Origin of the sequence: Anabaena sp. CCY 9402-a (genome assembly GCF_963920945.1) — a bacterium.
Lineage (GTDB): Bacteria > Cyanobacteriota > Cyanobacteriia > Cyanobacteriales > Nostocaceae > Trichormus > Trichormus minutissimus.
The window spans coordinates 1-18,781 of record NZ_CAWUDL010000024.1 but is presented as its reverse complement, the minus strand read 5'-3'; the positions used below and the strand labels follow the sequence as shown (position 1 = coordinate 18,781).

Annotated in this window: 19 protein-coding genes and 1 pseudogene; 17 read left to right on the top strand and 3 right to left on the bottom strand. The window is 40.2% G+C overall.

From position 1 onward, the window contains the following. The first annotated feature begins 286 nt into the window (after positions 1–286). The 5 genes from ACM0OR_RS11070 (at position 287) to ACM0OR_RS11050 (ending at position 6,418) form a co-directional block, all read left to right on the top strand. Positions 287–4,732, top strand: coding sequence for an NACHT domain-containing protein (locus ACM0OR_RS11070; protein WP_414576252.1), 4,446 nt, complete (start codon positions 287–289; stop codon positions 4,730–4,732). 211 nt (positions 4,733–4,943) lie between these two features. Then, positions 4,944–5,207 (top strand): AbrB/MazE/SpoVT family DNA-binding domain-containing protein, encoded by a 264-nt coding sequence (locus tag ACM0OR_RS11065; protein ID WP_414576251.1) that lies wholly within the window; start codon positions 4,944–4,946, stop codon positions 5,205–5,207. Further along, positions 5,194–5,583, top strand: coding sequence for a type II toxin-antitoxin system VapC family toxin (locus tag ACM0OR_RS11060; protein ID WP_414576250.1), 390 nt, complete (start codon positions 5,194–5,196; stop codon positions 5,581–5,583). Before ACM0OR_RS11065 ends, ACM0OR_RS11060 begins: the two co-directional genes overlap by 14 nt. A 200-nt stretch (positions 5,584–5,783) precedes the next feature. Beyond that, positions 5,784–6,035, top strand: a complete 252-nt coding sequence (locus ACM0OR_RS11055; RefSeq protein WP_414576249.1) for a type II toxin-antitoxin system Phd/YefM family antitoxin — start codon at positions 5,784–5,786, stop codon at positions 6,033–6,035. After that, the gene (locus tag ACM0OR_RS11050; protein ID WP_414576248.1) at positions 6,032–6,418 is read left to right on the top strand and encodes a type II toxin-antitoxin system VapC family toxin; all 387 of its coding nucleotides are present in this window, start codon (positions 6,032–6,034) and stop codon (positions 6,416–6,418) included. The genes ACM0OR_RS11055 and ACM0OR_RS11050 overlap by 4 nt, the downstream gene beginning before the upstream one ends. 80 nt (positions 6,419–6,498) lie before the next feature. On the opposite strand, the gene ACM0OR_RS11045 is transcribed toward ACM0OR_RS11050, so the two are convergent. Then, complete coding sequence (locus ACM0OR_RS11045) at positions 6,499–7,776, bottom strand: IS1096 element passenger TnpR family protein (RefSeq protein ID WP_414576247.1); 1,278 nt, start codon at positions 7,774–7,776, stop codon at positions 6,499–6,501. A 270-nt stretch (positions 7,777–8,046) separates the two neighbouring features. Between ACM0OR_RS11045 and hsdR the strand changes: the two genes are divergently transcribed. Beyond that, the gene (gene hsdR, locus ACM0OR_RS11040; protein WP_414576246.1) at positions 8,047–10,377 is read left to right on the top strand and encodes an EcoAI/FtnUII family type I restriction enzme subunit R; all 2,331 of its coding nucleotides are present in this window, start codon (positions 8,047–8,049) and stop codon (positions 10,375–10,377) included. A gap of 41 nt (positions 10,378–10,418) precedes the next feature. On the opposite strand, the gene ACM0OR_RS11035 is transcribed toward hsdR, so the two are convergent. Next, positions 10,419–10,745 (bottom strand): hypothetical protein, encoded by a 327-nt coding sequence (locus ACM0OR_RS11035; RefSeq protein WP_414576245.1) that lies wholly within the window; start codon positions 10,743–10,745, stop codon positions 10,419–10,421. Between the two features lie 110 nt (positions 10,746–10,855). Between ACM0OR_RS11035 and ACM0OR_RS11030 the strand changes: the two genes are divergently transcribed. The 6 genes from ACM0OR_RS11030 (at position 10,856) to ACM0OR_RS11005 (ending at position 15,588) form a co-directional block, all read left to right on the top strand. After that, complete coding sequence (locus ACM0OR_RS11030; RefSeq protein ID WP_414576244.1) at positions 10,856–12,295, top strand: N-6 DNA methylase; 1,440 nt, start codon at positions 10,856–10,858, stop codon at positions 12,293–12,295. Between the two features lie 53 nt (positions 12,296–12,348). Then, positions 12,349–12,564, top strand: coding sequence for a hypothetical protein (locus tag ACM0OR_RS11025; RefSeq protein WP_323268847.1), 216 nt, complete (start codon positions 12,349–12,351; stop codon positions 12,562–12,564). Between the two features lie 2 nt (positions 12,565–12,566). Further along, the gene (locus ACM0OR_RS11020; protein WP_323268846.1) at positions 12,567–12,998 is read left to right on the top strand and encodes a PIN domain-containing protein; all 432 of its coding nucleotides are present in this window, start codon (positions 12,567–12,569) and stop codon (positions 12,996–12,998) included. After that, positions 12,995–14,725, top strand: coding sequence for a restriction endonuclease subunit S (locus tag ACM0OR_RS11015; RefSeq protein ID WP_414576243.1), 1,731 nt, complete (start codon positions 12,995–12,997; stop codon positions 14,723–14,725). The genes ACM0OR_RS11020 and ACM0OR_RS11015 overlap by 4 nt, the downstream gene beginning before the upstream one ends. Positions 14,726–14,869: 144 nt before the next feature. Continuing rightward, positions 14,870–15,139 carry a hypothetical protein gene (locus tag ACM0OR_RS11010; protein ID WP_323268844.1) on the top strand — a complete coding sequence of 90 codons (270 nt, stop codon included), beginning with the start codon at positions 14,870–14,872 and terminating at the stop codon, positions 15,137–15,139. Next, entirely contained in the window at positions 15,139–15,588 is a 450-nt protein-coding gene (locus tag ACM0OR_RS11005; RefSeq protein ID WP_323268843.1) for a type II toxin-antitoxin system VapC family toxin, read from the top strand. Before ACM0OR_RS11010 ends, ACM0OR_RS11005 begins: the two co-directional genes overlap by 1 nt. A gap of 232 nt (positions 15,589–15,820) precedes the next feature. On the opposite strand, the gene ACM0OR_RS11000 is transcribed toward ACM0OR_RS11005, so the two are convergent. Next, a complete protein-coding gene (locus ACM0OR_RS11000; RefSeq protein ID WP_414576242.1) occupies positions 15,821–16,036 on the bottom strand; it encodes a ribbon-helix-helix domain-containing protein in 216 nt (71 codons plus the stop codon). Positions 16,037–16,153: 117 nt separating this feature from the next. On the opposite strand from ACM0OR_RS11000, the gene ACM0OR_RS10995 reads away from it, so the two are divergent. From ACM0OR_RS10995 to ACM0OR_RS10975, 5 genes and pseudogenes are all read left to right on the top strand, one after another. Then, entirely contained in the window at positions 16,154–16,708 is a 555-nt protein-coding gene (locus ACM0OR_RS10995) for a hypothetical protein (RefSeq protein WP_414576241.1), read from the top strand. Then, positions 16,708–17,040, top strand: coding sequence for a helix-turn-helix domain-containing protein (locus ACM0OR_RS10990; protein WP_414576240.1), 333 nt, complete (start codon positions 16,708–16,710; stop codon positions 17,038–17,040). The genes ACM0OR_RS10995 and ACM0OR_RS10990 overlap by 1 nt, the downstream gene beginning before the upstream one ends. Before the next feature lie 124 nt (positions 17,041–17,164). Next, positions 17,165–17,359, top strand: coding sequence for a hypothetical protein (locus ACM0OR_RS10985; protein WP_190406094.1), 195 nt, complete (start codon positions 17,165–17,167; stop codon positions 17,357–17,359). 426 nt (positions 17,360–17,785) lie between these two features. After that, positions 17,786–18,406, top strand: a complete 621-nt coding sequence (locus ACM0OR_RS10980; protein ID WP_414576239.1) for a hypothetical protein — start codon at positions 17,786–17,788, stop codon at positions 18,404–18,406. Positions 18,407–18,490: 84 nt separating this feature from the next. Next, a pseudogene (locus ACM0OR_RS10975) lies at positions 18,491–18,781 on the top strand (hypothetical protein); the annotation flags it as partial.

Below are 18,781 nucleotides of genomic sequence, written 5' to 3'. Positions count from 1 at the left end.
AAGTAGGATTGAATTTGGGCGATCGCCAATGCTCTCATTTTTATTGATCGCATGGTTCTACTACTCTATTACAAATGGCGTTAACACAACAAATTAGAGATTTTTGTGACTGCTACCACCTACAGAGGGCTGGGCGTTCTGCGCCATTGCTACCTATAAACCTTCAAACTGACAATCAGGTAATGCTTGAGAAAGTATAAAAGAAAACTTTTATAGCTCAAATATACCTTGTAATAGTATTGAAGCATTATTTAGCAAGATAGTTCTGTATCTTCGGGGTGTCGTAATGAGCTTAATTAACCTGGATCTAATTATCAGCGCAGTTACTAGCATTGCCAATCCTTTGATTAAAGAAAAAATTCTGCGTAGTGAGACAGTAATTAAGTTACTCCAGCAATTTCACCTTGATCCAGAGCATCCACCAGCCGATTTTAGTGGTGTTTACGCCTATGCCTTAGTAGAATACGGCATAGGTAAACCAAAACCATTTCTCGAATTATTTCGACAAGAAGCCATTAAGCAGGCTTGTCGTCAAGCATTAGAACATCATAACTCTTCGATTCTCCTTTCTGAAGTTGATGCTTTTCTTGATGCCTATACATTGGGTGATGAAATCAGAAATTTAGAACTGGATGTCAGACGAGAGGTAGCTGCATTTGTGACTGTGTTTAGTGAAGTTGCACAACGCAGTCGTACACCTGCTGATGTCTTGATGAGTTGGCAAATAGGTTCTTTACATGACAGGATTACCAACATTCAAGAACAACTGGAGAGATTACCTACACTGGAAGGCATTCGGACAGAAATGGCACGATTAGCCACCCAGAATTATCCAGCATTAACCGGAACTGCCACTGAAAATCAATGTAGAGCGATCGCCTTAGCCCAACAAATGCGAGGATGGTTTGAAACCTTGGGCTATCGCCTGGAAAAATATGAAATCTGGGCAGAAGAATATTTTGAATGGATTATCACCGTTCCAGTCCGCCGCAGTTATGACCGCATTCTTGTACGAGGTGTTGCGGGAGAAGTGAGACTGAGTGATGTTATAGCATTGCGTCAATCAGTTAATGAACAAAAAACCGATGAAGGCTGGTTGGTAAGTACCCGTCGGATTTCCCGTGCAGCTAGGGATGAAGTCAAGAAAGAAGAAAATCGTCACCTTGACTGCTTTACATTTGACGAACTGATTGATTTAGATGCTGACTTTACTGGTTATCTCGACTGGTTAGAAGCGGAAATCAAACGCCGAAAGATTGATCTAAAGTATGTCCCGCTTGCTTGTACTAAAGAAGAAATTGATCCAGTAACTAAGCGGCGAATTGGTGTCAGCCGTTATGAAGCAGAAGACGGTTGGATTGATGGCTATATCGACCTTTGGCTGGATGACCCTGCTAAAGAACATATTTCCATTCTGGGAGAATTTGGTACAGGTAAAACTTGGTTTGTCTTTCACTATGCTTGGACAGCACTGCAACGTTACAAAGATGCTCAAAAACGTGGTGTTGAACGTCCCCGTCTACCTTTAGTAATTACCCTGCGTGACTTTGCCAAGGCTTTAAATGTAGAAAATGTTTTGGCGGGTTTTTTCTTTACTCAACACAACATCCGCTTAAATAGCGAAGTTTTTGACCAACTCAACCGCATGGGTAAATTGCTGCTCATTTTCGATGGTTTTGACGAAATGGCAGCAAAAGTTGACCGCCAACAGATGATTAACAATTTTTGGGAACTGGCAAAGGTAGTAGTTCCAGGTTCTAAAGTTATCCTTACCTGCCGTACTGAACATTTCCCAGAGGCGAAAGAAGGACGTGCTTTACTCAATGCAGAACTACAAGCCTCTACGAACAAATTAACTGGGGAAACACCACAATTTGAAGTTTTGGAACTGGAGAAATTCAACGATGAGCAAATTCGGCAGGTGTTGTTATATCAAGCTGAACCAGCCACAGTTGAACAAGTCATGGGCAATTCGCAATTATTAGACTTAGCCCGTCGTCCAGTGATGACTGATTTAATTTTGGAAGCATTGCCAGATATTGAGTCCGGTAAACCTATTGATATGTCACGGGTTTATCTGTATGCAGTGCGGCGCAAGATGGAACGAGATATTAAGGCAGAACGTACTTTTACTTCCTTGGCAGATAAGTTGTACTTTTTATGCGAACTGTCTTGGGAGATGTTGTCTACTGACCAAATGAGTCTTAATTATCGCTTGTTCCCAGAACGTATTCGTCGCTTATTTGATTCTGTTGTGCAAGAAGAGAAAGATTTAGATCACTGGCATTATGACATGATGGGACAGACGATGCTTGTCCGTAATGCTGATGGTGACTACACTCCGGCTCATAGGTCACTGTTAGAGTTTTTTGTGGCGTATAAGTTTGCGGCAGAGTTGGGGGTGTTATCTAGCGATTTTACAGAATTGGCCCAAGCGCAATCGCTTGTAGATAAAAGCGTCGTCCCTGTTGATTATACTTGGTCTAGTTATTTTTCGCGTCAAAGGAGTGGTGAGGCGATCGCACCACTTAAGGCATTTATAAGTGAATCTTTGGAGAAGTTGAGGGAAACTTTTGGCAAAACGCCACTTACCAAAGCTGTCATGGATTTACTTTTGCCGATGGTTGATCTTGAAGCAACAGAGGCAATTATTAAAGTTATTAAGGGGACAAGGAGAAGAAGTGAGGATGAGGTTGGCTATGTTGGTGGGAATGCGGCAACTGTTTTAGTAAAAGCAGATAAGGCTGCATTAAATCATCTTGACCTTTCTCAAGCGGTAATTTTACAAGCTGATTTGACCGAAGCAACTTTACATCATGTCAATTTTTCTCAAGCTAATCTGAGCAATTCTATTTTCACTAAGGTATTAGGCACTGTCTTGTCAGTAGCATTTAGTCCAGACGGAAGGATTTTTGCTACAGCAGATGCTAATGGGGAAATCTACTTATGGCAATTTATAGATTGTAAACGGCTGTCCACTTTAGAAGGGCATATTGATTGGGTACGAACAATTGCCTTTAGTCCCAATGGTCGAATGCTCGCCAGTGGTAGCCAAGACCAAACAGTAAAGTTGTGGGATATCCTCACAGGTAGATGCGTTAAAACTTTCAATGAACACACTGATAGAATATATTCTGTTGCTTTTAGCCCTAATAGCCAAATACTAGCTAGTAGCAGCCAAGACCAAACAGTAAAGTTGTGGGATATCAATACAGGTAAATGTCTTCAAACTTTACATGGTCACACTAATAGAATATATTGTGTTGCTTTTAGTCCTAATACTCTGATACTTGCTAGCGGTGCGGAAGACCAAACAGTAAAGTTGTGGGATATCAATACAGGTGAATGTCTTCAAACTTTACATGGTCACACTAATAGAATTAGGTCGATTAATTTCAGCCCTGACGGTAAAATCCTTGCTAGTGGTAGTAGGGATCATACAGCAAGGCTTTGGGATATTGATACAGGTAAATGCGTAAAAGTTTTAGAGGGGCATACTGGTACAGTATGGTCAGTAGCATTTAATAACATTGGTCAAATAATCGCAACTGGCAGTGGTGATAATACAGTAAGGTTATGGGATTTACAAACTGGTAAATGCTTTCAAATATTACAAGGTCATTTTAATTGGGTACGTTCTGTCAGCTTTCACCCACAAAATCATATTTTAGCCAGTGCTGGTGATGACCAAGCAGTAAGATTATGGGACATTAATACTGGCGATTGTTTACGTTCTTTACAAGGATACCACCATTTACTATTATCTGTTGCTTTTAGTCCTGATGGTAAGACTTTAGTTAGTGGTAGCAACGACACTTTAGTAAGATTATGGGATATCAATACAAGCAAATGCTTCCAAATTTTACAAGGTCATAAAGCATGGGTGTCATCTATTGCTATTAGCCCAAATGGACAAATTATAGCTAGTGGAAGCTCAGATAAAACAGTAAAAATTTGGAATATACGTAATGGTAGCTGTCTAAAAACTATAGAAGCGAAAAGTAATTGGGTTTTACCGACTGTGTTCAGTCCAGATGGTCAATTTCTAGCTTTTGCTGACAAAACAACAATTCAGTTGTGGAATATTTCTACTGGTGAACATTTTAAAACTTTACAAGGACATACAGACTGGCTAAAATCTATCGCTTTCAGCCATGATGGCAAATTATTAGCTACTGGAAGTGAAGATAACACAATAAAACTATGGGATATTAGTACGGGTAAATGTATCAACACTTTGCAAGGACATCTTGATTGGGTTTGGTCAGTTAGCTTTAATCTTGATGGACAAATATTAGCAAGTGGTGGTGGTAACTATGATAAAATAGTAAAACTATGGAATATAAGCACTGGTGAATGTATCAAAACTTTGCAAGGACATAGCAGTGACGCAAGGTTTGTGGAATTTAGCCCAGATAGTCGAATTATCGCCAGTAGCAGTCACGATAGAACAATTAGACTATGGGATTTTTATACAGGTGAGTGTTTTAAAACTTTAGAAGGACATACTAACTGGGTAGTATCTATTTCGTTCAGCCCTGATGGAAAAATTTTGGCTAGCGGTAGTGAAGATGGAACAATAAAACTTTGGGATATACAAACAGGTTGTTGTATATCGACCCTGATACCTGAAAGACCTTATGAACGTATGAATATAATAGGCGTTAAAGGCTTAACCGAAGCTGAAAAAGCCACCCTTAAAGCATTAGGTGCGGTGGAATATGGAGAATAAATCTGGAATGATAACGGAAGCGATGTTTAGGCGATCGCACTACCCTTGACCTGACGCTGATATAGTAAGAGGGATCGCCCTTATGAACGCATGAACATCACAGCCTTTAAAGGCTTAACTTAAGCTGACGCACTAGAAGAATAAAAAATGTAAAATTAAAAATACAATACAAACAAGTCTTGATTTTATAATCATCAAATTGTTTCAATATATGGAAGTCACAAAAGTATCCGGCGAGGGCAAAGTAATTATTCCCGAAGAATTGCTAAAGGCTTCAGGCTGGAAAATCGGACAGGAATTAATAGCAATTAATATGGGTGATGGGATTCTTCTCAAACCCAAGAAACCCTTTGCAGAAACTACATTAAATGATGTTGCAGGCTGCTTAAAATACCAAGGCGCACCCAAGTCTTTAGAAGATATGAATGATGCCATCCGTCAAGGTATTGAGGAATCATGGCATGGTGGCAGTTGATACTAATATAGTTGTGCGTCTATTGACTCAAGATGATAAATTACAGTACCAAAAGAGTCTAGAAATTTTTCAAAACCAAAATGTTTTTATACCAGATACTGTAATTCTAGAAATTGAGTGGGTACTAAGGTTTGCTTATAAATTTAAACCTGTTGAAATCTGTACAGCGTTAAGAAAACTGTTTGGGTTGCCAAATGTCCATCTGAGTAATTCTGGTCTAGTGTTTCAGGCGTTGCAATGGCATGAATTAGGCTTAGATTTTGCTGACGCTTTTCATCTAGCGCACAGTCAGAATCATGCAGAATTTTACACTTTTGACGATAAATTTGTGAAAAGGGCTAAGGGGTTAACTACCTGTGAAGTCAAGCAGCCTTAGTAATGATTCAGCAAAAAAAACTTAGCTTCAAAATATATGATTAGGCGATCGCCCACTTTTTCACTAACATTGATTTGGTAAGAGCGATCAGCTACGCTGGGCGGTTACGCCATCGCATGGCGAATTCTGACAGGTTTCTAATGTCCGATGACCATGACAACTCTATGCCAGGATATTAATATCCTTGTCATTAACTATATATGTACAGCCTAGAAATTCCAGAAGATCAAGCTGAATTTGCTGAACTACTCCGTCGAGTGCTAGAAGGAGAAGAAGTGATTATTTCTCAAGCAGGCACTCCTATCGCGCGTATAGTCCCAATTGCTGAACAGAAATTACCTCGAATTCCAGGTTTAGACCGTGGTCAGGTAACAATTTCCCCAGACTTTGATGCTCCCCTCCCCGATGAGGTGCTAAATGCTTTTATCAACCCAACAGACGCAGAAGCATGAGAGCATTACTTGATACCCATACGTTTATTTGGTGGGTTATTGACGATAACCGACTCTCATCTACAGCTAGAAATATAATTGCTGACCCAGGGAATAACTTATTTTTTAGTGCTGCAAGCGCATGGGAAATTGTAATTAAAGTTCGTTTGGGTAAATTAAATTTACCAGAGCCACCAGAAACTTACATTCCCAGTCGGTTGACTATAAATCGATTTGAAAGTTTGCCTATTCACATGAATCACGCTTTACAAGTCGTCAATCTACCTGCTTTACATCAAGACCCTTTTGACCGAATAATTATCGCTCAAAGTCAAGTGGAAAAAATGCCCATAATTACTGTAGATAAGAAAATCACACAATATCCTGTTGATGTAATTTGGTAGCCAAAGATAAGAATTACTAAAAGATGAATAAGACTCAATCAGTGACAGAAGTGAAAGGATAGCCCATCACCGCAGTAAAGCTAATCCTCGTCTTCTCTCTCTTCACCATACTGTGCTGGTGGTTCGCCATGATATTCAAGAATCTTGGGCTTTTTCATTTTGGCATTGGCAGGCTCAATCTTTTCTAGCTGCAAATCAAACTCCCACTCATCCAGTAAATCAAAGGTAAATTGCAAATGATTTCTTACCTCAAGCGGTAATTCACCTAAGCGGAAATCGTTGGTGTTAGGTGGAATATCAACAAAGGGATGAGTAAATTCAAAAATGCGTCCTATATGGTCTTTGTAAATAAACCGATAAAGATGTTCAAAGTCAAAATCAAATGCTTCGACAACTGCGGCCGCAACTTGATCCAAATTGAGGTCGCTAGGAATGGCTATGCGTCGCCAAGCGTCTAATAGCTTCACTTTAAAAGTATAAATTGCCTGCTTAAACTCTCCGTTGGCGATGACTAAGGTTTGTTCCCATTCAGGAAAGTATTGCTGGAGATATGGTTTGAGTTTTTCAAAGGTGATGTGGAAATCTAGAGATATTTCTTCATCTTCTGGCTGTCGTTCAATTTCATCATAAATTTCAGAGAGCAAACCTATAATGGCATCTCCCCAAGGACAGCGTTTTACAGTAGTGATACGCCATCCTTTAGCGGGTTTTGGTTCTCCTGGAGTGAGGTCAAGAAAACCAAATAAATGCAACAGGCTAAGATTGTGGAAGCCTGGATAATAGACTAATTTATCTTGTTCTTGGTAACTGTTAACGGTTAAACCTTCATCTGGAATTTCTCGCCAAAATTGGCAGCAGCGAAATAATGGTCTATATATGTCTCTAGATTCGCCTAAGAGTTCGCCTTCTCCCCAAAGTAGCCAGGATTCTAAGAGTGTGAAATATTTTTCAGTTGGGTTGAAGCCTTGCCAAATTTTGAGGCGTTTTTCGTCTAAAACTAATTTGGTTTTTTTGCCTTGGGTGATAACTTGAGACAGTCCAGATGTGCGAAGGACAAAGTATAACCCGTGAATGTAGGGGTAGGATTTTTGTTGGGGACGCTTGAGGTTAGTTTCAATGGGGTAACTCAATCGAGAATTGAGTTGCTGGAGGTATTTGAGAGAGAATTGGTGATATGTGCTGCTGACTTCAACGCCGTCTGGTTGGAGAAATTCTAGGATGGTTTGAAAATCCCGCAGAATTTTTCCTGGGAAATTTTGGCTAATGCTTTGCTGTTGGAGGATTTGCTTATTATCTTCCGTCAGGGTGGGAAGTTGTTCTCGCAGATGATTGGGAACGGAGAAAAGTCGTCTCATCATCTAATTTCAACTCTCATTTACAGGGTATATAAAATGCTTTGTTTACAATAGTTGCAGCTTATTTTGACTTTGCAGAAAGTAAGATTGCATTTGGGCGATCGCACACTATTGTACAGTAGCAGCAGCCCGCTAAACCAACGCATCCATAAACAATTAGTAGCTAATTTGACATCGAGAGGCTGATATATAGGATAATACAAGTTACATACCTAAACATTATTTACGGTAGGCTATGTAATTTCACTGTCTAAACTCTAAATCAACCCTTTTATGTCAGAAGCCATTGACAAGAAATCCTTGAGTGAACGTGACATTTGTACAAAGTACATTACGCCTGCTCTAGTTAATCAAGGCTGGAATATCAACACTCAGATTCGAGAGGAAGTGACGCTGACAAAAGGTAGGGTGATTGTAAGAGGTAAGCTTACTAGTCGAGGTGAGCAGAAACGCGCTGATTATGTGCTGTATCACAAACCCGGTGTACCACTGGCTGTAATTGAAGCTAAAGATAATAATCACTCTGTCAGTGCGGGAATGCAACAGGCGATCGCAACTGGTGAACTAATTGATGTACCATTCATCTTTAGCTCCAATGGCGACGCTTTTATGATGTGCGACTGTACAGTCACCGAGGGACAGCGAGAGCGAGAAATCCCCCTCGACCAGTTCCCGACACCGCAGGAACTTTGGCAAAAATACTGTGATTGGAAGGGAATTAACTCCGACATTCAGCCGATTGTTGCTCAAGATTACTATCCCAGTCCTGACAAAAAACAGCCACGCTATTATCAACAGATTGCTATTAACCGGACAATTGAAGCGATCGCTAAAGGAGAAAACCGCATTCTGTTAGTGATGGCGACGGGTACGGGTAAGACTTTTACAGCTTTTCAAATTATCTGGCGGTTGTGGAAGTCAGGGGCGAAAAAGCGTATTCTGTTTTTGGCAGACCGCAACATTTTGGTTGATCAAACTAGAGTTAATGACTTTAAACCCTTTGGCTCAAAAATGACCAAAATTAAGCAGCGACAGATAGATACATCTTACGAAATTTATCTATGCCTGTATCAGGCGGTAACGGGAAATGAAGAGGCGAAAAACATTTATCGGCAGTTTTCAGCAGGTTTTTTTGACTTAATTATTATAGATGAGTGCCATCGGGGAAGCGCATCTGAAGATTCGGCATGGCGAGATATTTTAGAATATTTTAGCAGTGCAACGCAGATTGGCTTGACTGCTACCCCAAGGGAAACCGAAGAAGTTTCTAATAGTCTTTATTTTGGCGATTCAATTTTTACCTATTCGCTCAAACAAGGGATTGAAGATGGCTTTTTAGCTCCCTACAAAGTTATTCGCATTGACTTTGATAAAGACTTGAGTGGATGGAAACCCAAGCCAGGACAAAGAGATAAATATGGTAAAGAAATTCCTGCCCAAGTATTTAATCAGCGAGATTTTGATAGAACTCTGGTTTTAGAGAAGCGTACCGAGTTAGTCGCCCGGATTATTTCTGATTATCTCAAATCAAGCGATCGCTTTGCCAAAACTATCATTTTTTGTGAGACGACTGACCACGCAGAACGGATGCGGGTGGCGTTGGTGAATGAAAATACTGATTTGATGGCGGAGAGTAGCCGCTATATTATGCGAATTACTGGGGATGATGTTCAGGGTAAGGCAGAATTGGATAATTTCATTGACCCCGAAAGTAAATATCCTACGATTGTTACTACCTCTGAGTTACTGACGACTGGTGTTGATGCTAAAACCTGCAAATTGATTGTTTTAGACCAGCGCATCTTGTCAATGACTAAATTTAAGCAAATTATTGGTCGCGGGACTCGCATTGATGAAGACTATGGCAAAATGTTCTTCACCATTATGGACTTTAAAAAAGCGACGGTGTTATTTGCTGACCCTGACTTTGATGGTGAACCTGTACAAATTTATCAGCCTAAGCCAGTTGATCCAATTGTTCCGCCCGATAATGGAGACGATGAGGTAGTCATTGATGGTGAGATTACCCGCAAGCAAAGGCGGGAGAAGTATGTAATTGCAGACGAAGAGGTGGCGGTTGCTTTTATTCGAGAGCAATACCACGGTAAGGACGGTAAGCTGATTACGGAATCGATTAAAGACTATACTCGCAAAACAGTTAGTCAGGAGTACGCCTCGTTAGATGCTTTCTTGAAGCAATGGCACTCTAGTGAGCAGAAGCAAGCTATTATCCAAGAGTTACAAGAGTTGGGTGTACCTTTGGAAGCTTTAGAGAAAGAGATTGGTAAGGATTTTGACCCATTAGATTTGATTTGTCATGTTGTCTTTGACCAACCGCCACTAACACGGAAGGAAAGAGCAAACAATGTCCGCAAGCGTAACTACTTTAGCAACTATGGTGAGCAAGCCAGAACAGTTTTAAATGCTTTGTTAGATAAGTATGCAGATGAAGGGATTGAAGATATTGAAAGTCTAGATGTGTTAAAGGTGCAACCAATCAGCGATTTAGGCACTCCCTTAGAGATAATTCGTATTTTCGGTGGTAAGCAAGCTTATTTACAAGCTTTGTCTGTTCTCAAAGAAGAATTATATCGAGTATCTTAAATCTTTGAATAGGATATGATGTCTCTTCTAGGTGAGTTTGGTCACATCTCCGACTTGCTTGGGGATATAGCTGCCCTATAAAGGATAAGTCCTTTAACAATGGCACTGTATTGAGTCACAATGCGATTGTATTGCCTGACAATGGCACTGTATTGAGTCACAATGCGATTGTATTGCCTGACAATGGCATTGCATCGAGTCACAATGCGATTGTATTGCCTGACAATGGCATTGCATCGAGTCACAATGCGATTGTATTGCCTGACAATGGCATTGCATCGATTCGCAATGCGATTGTATCGCCTGACAATGTGATTGAATCGATTCACAATGCGTAAACCTAAAGCTGCTTGTCTTAGACATCGCATTACCTTGCAAAAATTACAAGGGGCGTTGTGGCTGAGACTAAAGCACAGCAAATCTCGGAAGGTGTCGTAGTCTCAGCTATAACACTAGCTACAAAACTACAAAATTAATTATGTCAATCAGCACTACAATTAAGACTATTCAAGATATCATGCGGAAAGATGCGGGCGTTGATGGTGACGCGCAACGCATTAACCAGTTAGTTTGGATGATATTCCTCAAGGTTTTTGATGCCCGTGAAGAAGAATATGAACTGTTAGAAGATAATTATAAATCTCCGATTCCTGAAGGTTTGCGTTGGCGAAATTGGGCAGCAGATTCCGAAGGTATCACAGGAGATGGTTTACTAGATTTTGTCGATAATGCTTTATTTAAAACCCTCAAAGAACTAAGAACTACGGCAACTGATGCCCGTGGGCAGATGATTGGTAAGGTGTTTGAGGATGCCTACAACTATATGAAAAATGGTACTCTCATCCGCCAAGTAATTAATAAGCTCAATGAAGTTGATTTTAATAAAAAAGACCAGAAAAAACAGTTTAGCGAGATTTACGAGAAGATTCTCAAAGATTTGCAGAGTGCGGGAAATGCCGGAGAATATTATACTCCCCGTGCGGTAACAAAGTTTATTGTCGATAGAATTAAGCCGCAATTAGGCGAAATTGTATTTGACCCGGCTTGTGGTACAGGTGGCTTTTTAACAGCAGCAATTGATTACATTCGCCAATATTTTCAAAGTGCTGATGTTCCAGAAATTCTGCAACGGACGATTCGCGGGACTGAGAAAAAGCCGTTACCTTTTAACCTTTGTGTAACGAATCTGATTTTACATGGTATTGATGTACCGGAAGCAGAACATGATAATACTTTGGCACGTCCTTTGCGTGATTACAGTCCTCAAGAACGGGTGGATGTAATTATTACTAATCCGCCTTTTGGTGGGATGGAAGAAGATGGAATAGAAGATAATTTTCCCGCTACTTTCCGCACACGAGAAACAGCAGATTTGTTTCTGGTGCTGATTGCTCATTTACTCAAGGAAGGCGGTAGAGGCGCAATAGTTTTACCAGATGGTACGCTGTTTGGGGAAGGTGTGAAGACGCGGATTAAAGAAAAACTGCTGCAAGATTGCAATCTGCATACAATTGTGCGCTTACCAAATGGCGTATTTAATCCCTACACAGGTATTAAAACTAATCTGCTATTTTTTACAAAAGGTGAACCGACAGAAACGATTTGGTATTATGAACACCCTTACCCAGCAGGGTATAAGTCATACTCGAAAACTAAGCCGATTCGCTTTGAGGAGTTTGCACCGGAGCAAGAATGGTGGGATAACCGCGAGGAAAATGAATTTGCTTGGCAAGTTTCAATTGCAGATTTAAAGGCGAATAATTACAACTTAGATATTAAAAATCCTCACAAAGTTGATGTAGAACACGCTGATTTAGATGAGATGTTAGCAGCGCATCAAAAGCTTATGGCTGAGTTGGGTGAGGTGCGGAGTAAATTGAAGTCTGAATTAATGGAAGCATTGGAGAGAGATGAGTGATAAAAAAATGCGGTTAGAATTGATTTATATTCTCCATATAAAAGGAATTAAATATGCTAAATTCAGTTGAATTTCAAGCAAAGATTCAAAATGGTTTAATTCAGATTCCTGATGAGTACAAACAAGAACTCAGTGAAGGAGATGATATTAAAGTAATTGTTTTAGTAAATAAAAAGTCATCTCGACAAAGAGACATAATTGATGAATTGACACAGAATCCTGTGCAGGTGGATGGATTCCTCAACCGGGAAGAAATTTACAATCGCTAATTATGATATCTGGTGCATCATTCGTTGATACAAATGTTTGGCTTTATCGCTTGTTGGATGACCAAAAAATAGAAGTAGCAGAAAGAGAAAGAAAGCGTAATATTGCTATTTCTATTACAGATGCTGAAGGAATAATTATCAGTACACAGGTTGTCAATGAAATTTCTAACAATTTACTGAAAAAAGCAGCCTTTAATGAGGAGCAAGTTAAAGCTGTGATTCAGTCGCTTTATCGTCGCTGCACTGTGGTAGAGTTTAACCTAACTATTTTTGAATCTGCTTCTAACCTCCGCAGTCGATATAATTTCTCTTTTTGGGATAGTTTAATTGTTGCTTGTGCTTTAGCTGCGGGAGCAAGTATTCTCTATTCTGAAGATATGCAGGATGGGTTAGTAGTAGATAGTCAATTACAAATTGTGAATCCGTTTAAATGAAAGTAGATAAGTTTTTTCAAAATTTTGAATTATTGACTGATGCGCCGAATGCAGTTGTAAAAATGCAGGAAATCATTATGCGGCTAGCATTCTCTGGTAAGCTTACTAAGCGTGATATTAGCGATGTTAAAGTTAACGATATTTTTAAAGAAATCAAATTTGAGAGAAAGCGTTTACTAGAAGAGACAACCTTTAGAGAACCGAAAGATTTCAAACCGATTCATCATAATGAAATACTTTTTGAACTTCCCAAAGAATGGATGTGGGCTAGAATTGGTGAACTTTTTCTAATTTCTAGTGGGACAACACCTAATAGAACGAATCATAAATATTTTGAGAATGGAACAGAATATTGGGTAAAAACGACGGATTTAAATAATGAAACAGTATTAACTTGTGAAGAAAAAATTACCAAGCAGGCAGTTTTAGATTGCAACCTCAAATACTATCCTGTTGGAACAGTTTGTGTAGCTTTGTATGGTGGTGCTGGAACTATCGGAAAGTCAGGTTTATTAGGTATAGAAACAACTATTAACCAATCTGTTTGTGGAATTTATCCTAATAAATATGTTAATGCTAAATATTTACACTTATATATCAAATTAATTAGACCTTTGTGGATGAATTTTGCTGCTAGTTTGAGAAAAGCACCAAATATTAATGCAGGGGTTGTCAATAATATGGTTTTTCCACTAGCACCTCTAGAAGAACAGAAACGCATTGTAGAAAAGTGCGATCGCCTGCTCTCAACCTGCGACGAAATCGAAAAACGCCAGCAGCAAAGGCAAGAGAGCATTTTGAGGATGAATGAGAGTGCGATCGCTCAACTCCTCACCTCCCAAAATCCCGAAGAGTTCCGCCAACACTGGCAGCGCATTTGCAATAATTTTGACTTACTCTACAGCATCCCTGAAACAATTCCTAAACTACGTCAGGCGATTTTGCAGTTAGCTGTGCAGGGTAAACTTGTGCGTCAAGATCCAAATGATGAATCCGCCTCAGTTTTATTAAAAAAAGTTGAAACTGAGAAAGAAAATTTAATAAATCAGAAAAAGATTAAAAGAATTGACTCATTGCCTGCTATTGATTTTAATAACTTACCTTATCAAATTCCAAAAACCTGGGAGTGGGTTAGATTAGGTTCACTTGTTGAAGTGATTACTAAGGGATCTTCTCCCAAATGGCAGGGAATAAATTATGTTGAGGATAGCTCTGGCACACTTTTTATAACAAGCGAAAATGTTCAAAATTATGTAATTAATGTAACTGAACCTAAATTTGTCGAAGCAAAGTTTAATGAAATAGAGCCAAGATCAATACTAAAGCGGAACGATATTTTAATGAACATTGTAGGCGCATCAATTGGTCGTACTGCGATATTTGATAGAGATGATATTGCAAATATAAACCAGGCAGTGTGCTTGATAAGATTTATTTCACCTGAAAAATTTATTGAGCTTCGCTACATACTTCACTTCTTCAACAGTCCTGTTTGTATCAGTTTCATGTTCGATAAGCAGGTTGATAGTGCCAGAGCAAATTTAAGTATGGGTAACATTGCAAAATTCCCAATTCCGCTTCCCCCGCTTGCAGAACAAAAACGGATTGTAGAGAAGTGCGATCGCCTGATGTCTCTCTGCGATACCCTAGAAACCAAACTAAAACAAGGGCGAGACAGCAGCGAGAAACTGATGGAAGTCGCAGCAAAACAGGTATTAACAGCCTAATAGCCATTTTCCGTAGGGGCGGGTTGACAAATATGCTCAATGATTAATGATGATCTGGGTGAACCCGCCCCTACAAACCGCGTTTAGACTGACGATAAGGCAAAATTAAAATATTAGCCCTGACATTTAACAGTCAAGCCAACCATGACCTCAATCAAAGCAAAACTCATCGAAGCGATCGAAACAGTACCAGATTCGATTTTAGAGCAAACCCTTGATTATCTCGAATATCTCAAAACCAGAGAACAGAAACCTCAGACTTTATCTCAAGAAATTGCTCAAACAGAAGGAGAGCCGATTTTGCGTGGTTCTAAAGCCAAAGATTTACTCAAGTTTGCAAAAACATGGCAAGGAAACGACTTCGAGGAATGCCTTCAGCTTGTTTATGACACCCGTTCCCAAGCAGAGTTCTAATGTATTTGCTTGATACCAATCACTGTAGCCGCATCATTTTTGGTGATTCTAACCTGATCCAACAACTACAGCTTCATAGCGAAGCAGGAATTGCTACCAGTGTCGTAGTATGTGGAGAACTCCTATACATGGCAGCAAAATCCGATCGCAGTGTCGCCAATCTTCAGCAGGTCAGAGTATTTTTAGACACAATCGATATTTATCCCGTCAATTTCTCAATTTCTGAGGTTTATGGCAATCTCAAAGGCAAATTGGTGAAAGCTTTCGGGCCTAAAGAAAAAGCCCAGCGTCGAAACTTCAACCTGCAAGCCCTTGGTTTTGGAGATAATGACCTTTGGATTGCAGCCACAGCAATTCACTATAATCTCACTGTAGTTTCCACAGACAATGATTTTCGACGGATTCAGCAAGTAGAAACTTTGCTTTTGGAATCTTGGCTTGCCAGTTAATTTACTGAGAAGAATTACGAATTGGTATCAGATGATCTCTGCTACTGGCTACGCCTACGCACTTTCCTAGTTGAGAAGCGATCGCCAATGATGGATTCCAGAGGTTGTAGGGGCGGGTTCACAGATATGATTCAATCATTCACCACTATCTTGGTTAACCCGCCCCTACTGCTTGTAAAAAATGCGGGGTAGGTTTTGTATAGAAGCGATCGCCTTTTCAACCAACTACAAATTATTTCGGTGTAATAGTCCCATCATTCTGAGCTTGTCTAATCGCTCGTCTCAAAATTAACACTGCCATTTGAGATAAAGAACGCTCCTCTGCATCAGCCAATTGTTGCAGGGCTTCTTTGTCTACTTCTTCCATGTAAATAGTTACAGTTACTTTTCCCATATCACCATCATAAGCTATCTTGTGTCTTTTTCTATTAAACACACTAAGACGCATAAATTAACATAGCAATACATCATATTTATGTATAATTACTGATAAGTCAAAAGCCAGCCTCGAACTTTCCTACGGCTCAAGCTGGCTTTTGGCCCCTCTATTCAGGAGTCATATACAATGTTAAACCCTGTTCGCTATAAAACAGAAGAACACCGAGCTTATCAACAAGCCTTAGATGATTTCGGCATCACCGAATTACTAGCCAAGCTCAAAAACTACTCTGAAGCTGACTTTGAGAGCACCTGGATGCAACTCCAGCAGCAAGAAATAGAAACTCTAGCGGCAATTCTGATTTCTGCGTTAACTCATAGCATCAATGGAAAATTGATTGCCGCTTATCTCAATCTCATCAGGCACAATCACCAAGATATAGCCCCAGGTTTGATTAACCTGAAATACCCAGACGCATCTATTGAGCTTCCCGCTAACTTTCCTGATGTAGCCCAGACACCCAGATTTTTATATGGCGATCGCCTGCGTTGGCTTAGTAATGAAAGCGATACTGACTGGGGTATTGTCATAGGTCGATTTTATAGCTTTGCTTCCCACCGTTGCTGCTGGAGTTGGTGTTACCTGATTTGGTTGAGTAAAGATAGCCTTAGTGCAGCTTGGACATCTGCGGATATTGCTTGGGAAGAAGATTTAGAACCAATCAGCGAGGAGACATACTGATGAATCCTCATCCACTCCAACAGCGAGAGCAAGATTTGATGCAACTCTACAGTTATTGTCAGTTAGGTATGACTCCCAAACAGTTTTACGCCAAATGGCAGGTGAACCACGAAGAAATTGCTCAGATTTGCTCTCGTTCCCTGTCCACTGTTAGACGCTGGTTTGCAAGAGGTAAAAACTACCGTCGCCCCATGCCAGCCGATTTACGCCACCTAGCACTGATGAACTTTTTGCTGGAACACTTTGAGGAAATTCCCCAAGAACTGTTGCAGAACCTGTGTTTCCCAGACGAAAGTAGGGGCGGGTTCATAGATATGTTTGAGGATAAATGAGGTTATTTGTCAACCTGCCCCTACGGCATTTAATTGCAATATCAAAATGATATTTCTTGCCAGCCACCTTCACAGTAGGCTGGCTTTTGTCTTGGAAATTACAGATAATCACCAGGAGAATTTGATGACATACCTTGAAAAGCTCAGTCCTTGGTGTATAGTTCGGCTGTTACCTAATATGCAGAACCGGATTGTCGCTCGTTTTCGTCGCCGCAGCGACGCAGAAGCTCATCTACAAGTTTTACGCCGACTCATCCCCAGTGTCAGTTTTAGACTTATTTTCGATGTGCCGTTAGAACAGCAAAACCTAACTGCTTGAAATCAACAATATCAATGATCCGTATTTAGCGATCCTAGCGATCCGAATAAACCACATTTTTGTGATCCGCGATCACATACCAGCATCAAAAATCCTGTTATGGCATTACTCAGCCTGCTGTGAAGTTGGGCGATCACCTACGGTGGGATACCGTTGGCGAAATGTTTTTTAACGCTGGAAATCCTTATGCCACCGTGGTAATCCCTCAACAAAAGTTCCAAAAACCACCCTTTTAATGAATTCGCCAACGGTATCCGGTGGGCGGAACGCCATCGCCAGGATACCAAACTGAAAACTATTGATCAGGCGATCGCTTCGCTACTCAAGGTTAATTTTTGCCAACTAGCAAATTAAGTTCAAGCAAGGAGGTTTCAAGCTGAAACATACTCCCGTAATTTCTGCTGAATTTACACCTACTGTCTGAATATGGACAACATTCTGCAAGCTAAAGTCTCAATTCTAGGAACTAGAACACTTGCCATACACCACTTTGGAATTGATGCTTTGCCATTAGAAGCTAAAGAAAAAGATGGTGTAGCTGGCCATAGTCCCAATGAGTGGAAAAAGACAGTTCTCATGGATGAAGAACGCCAATTATTTCTACTCCCAACATACTTTTTCGGCTGCATCAAATATGGCGGTAAAACTGTGAAACGGGGCAAAAGTAACTTACTTGCAGACATTGCCAGCACCTTGCAAGTTATGGATGACCAAATTTATATCTGTAGTGGCGACGGGCCAATTCAGTTACCTGATCCACCTCAAGTAATTGAAGCAGGAACTATCAAAAGCGAGAAACTACCAGATACCTACGTCGAAGTAATTGGTGTACGTAACCCATCCACTAAGGCGAGGAACATTCGTTATCGTGTTGCTGTAAAACCTGGATGGCAATGTTCGTTTACTATTCTTTGGGATTCTGTAGTTGTTGATAGAAAGTCATTAGAGACAGCGATCATCAACGCTGGAACTCTAGTAGGTGTTGGTGATGGGAGACAGAGCATTGGTTATGGGCGTTTTGAAGTGACTGGGCTTACCATTCTCTAAATACATGGTTGGTTCTGTTGTGTCCAGTTCAGTTGCGTCTAGTTTTGTTGAGTCACGTTCTGTTAAGTCAAGTTTTGTCATGTCATGTTATCAAGCAGTCTGTATCTACAAATAAAACAACGTCGTCAGCATCCCAAGCTGCCTATTTTTTGGTGGCGACGACAACCTCTAGAACAATGGGAAATTACAAGGCAACACATTTATAAACGCGATCGCGGTATTTGCCAAAGCCCAATCGATGCACCTCCCAAAATTAACGGCTTATGTATGGGTGAAGTAAAACTTGAGGTTAAATGTCACAAGTGTAAAAAAGTCTTTAATGAAAAACTGGATTTTGTAGATAAAAGTAAAGGATATACAAAAAGATTAGCGACG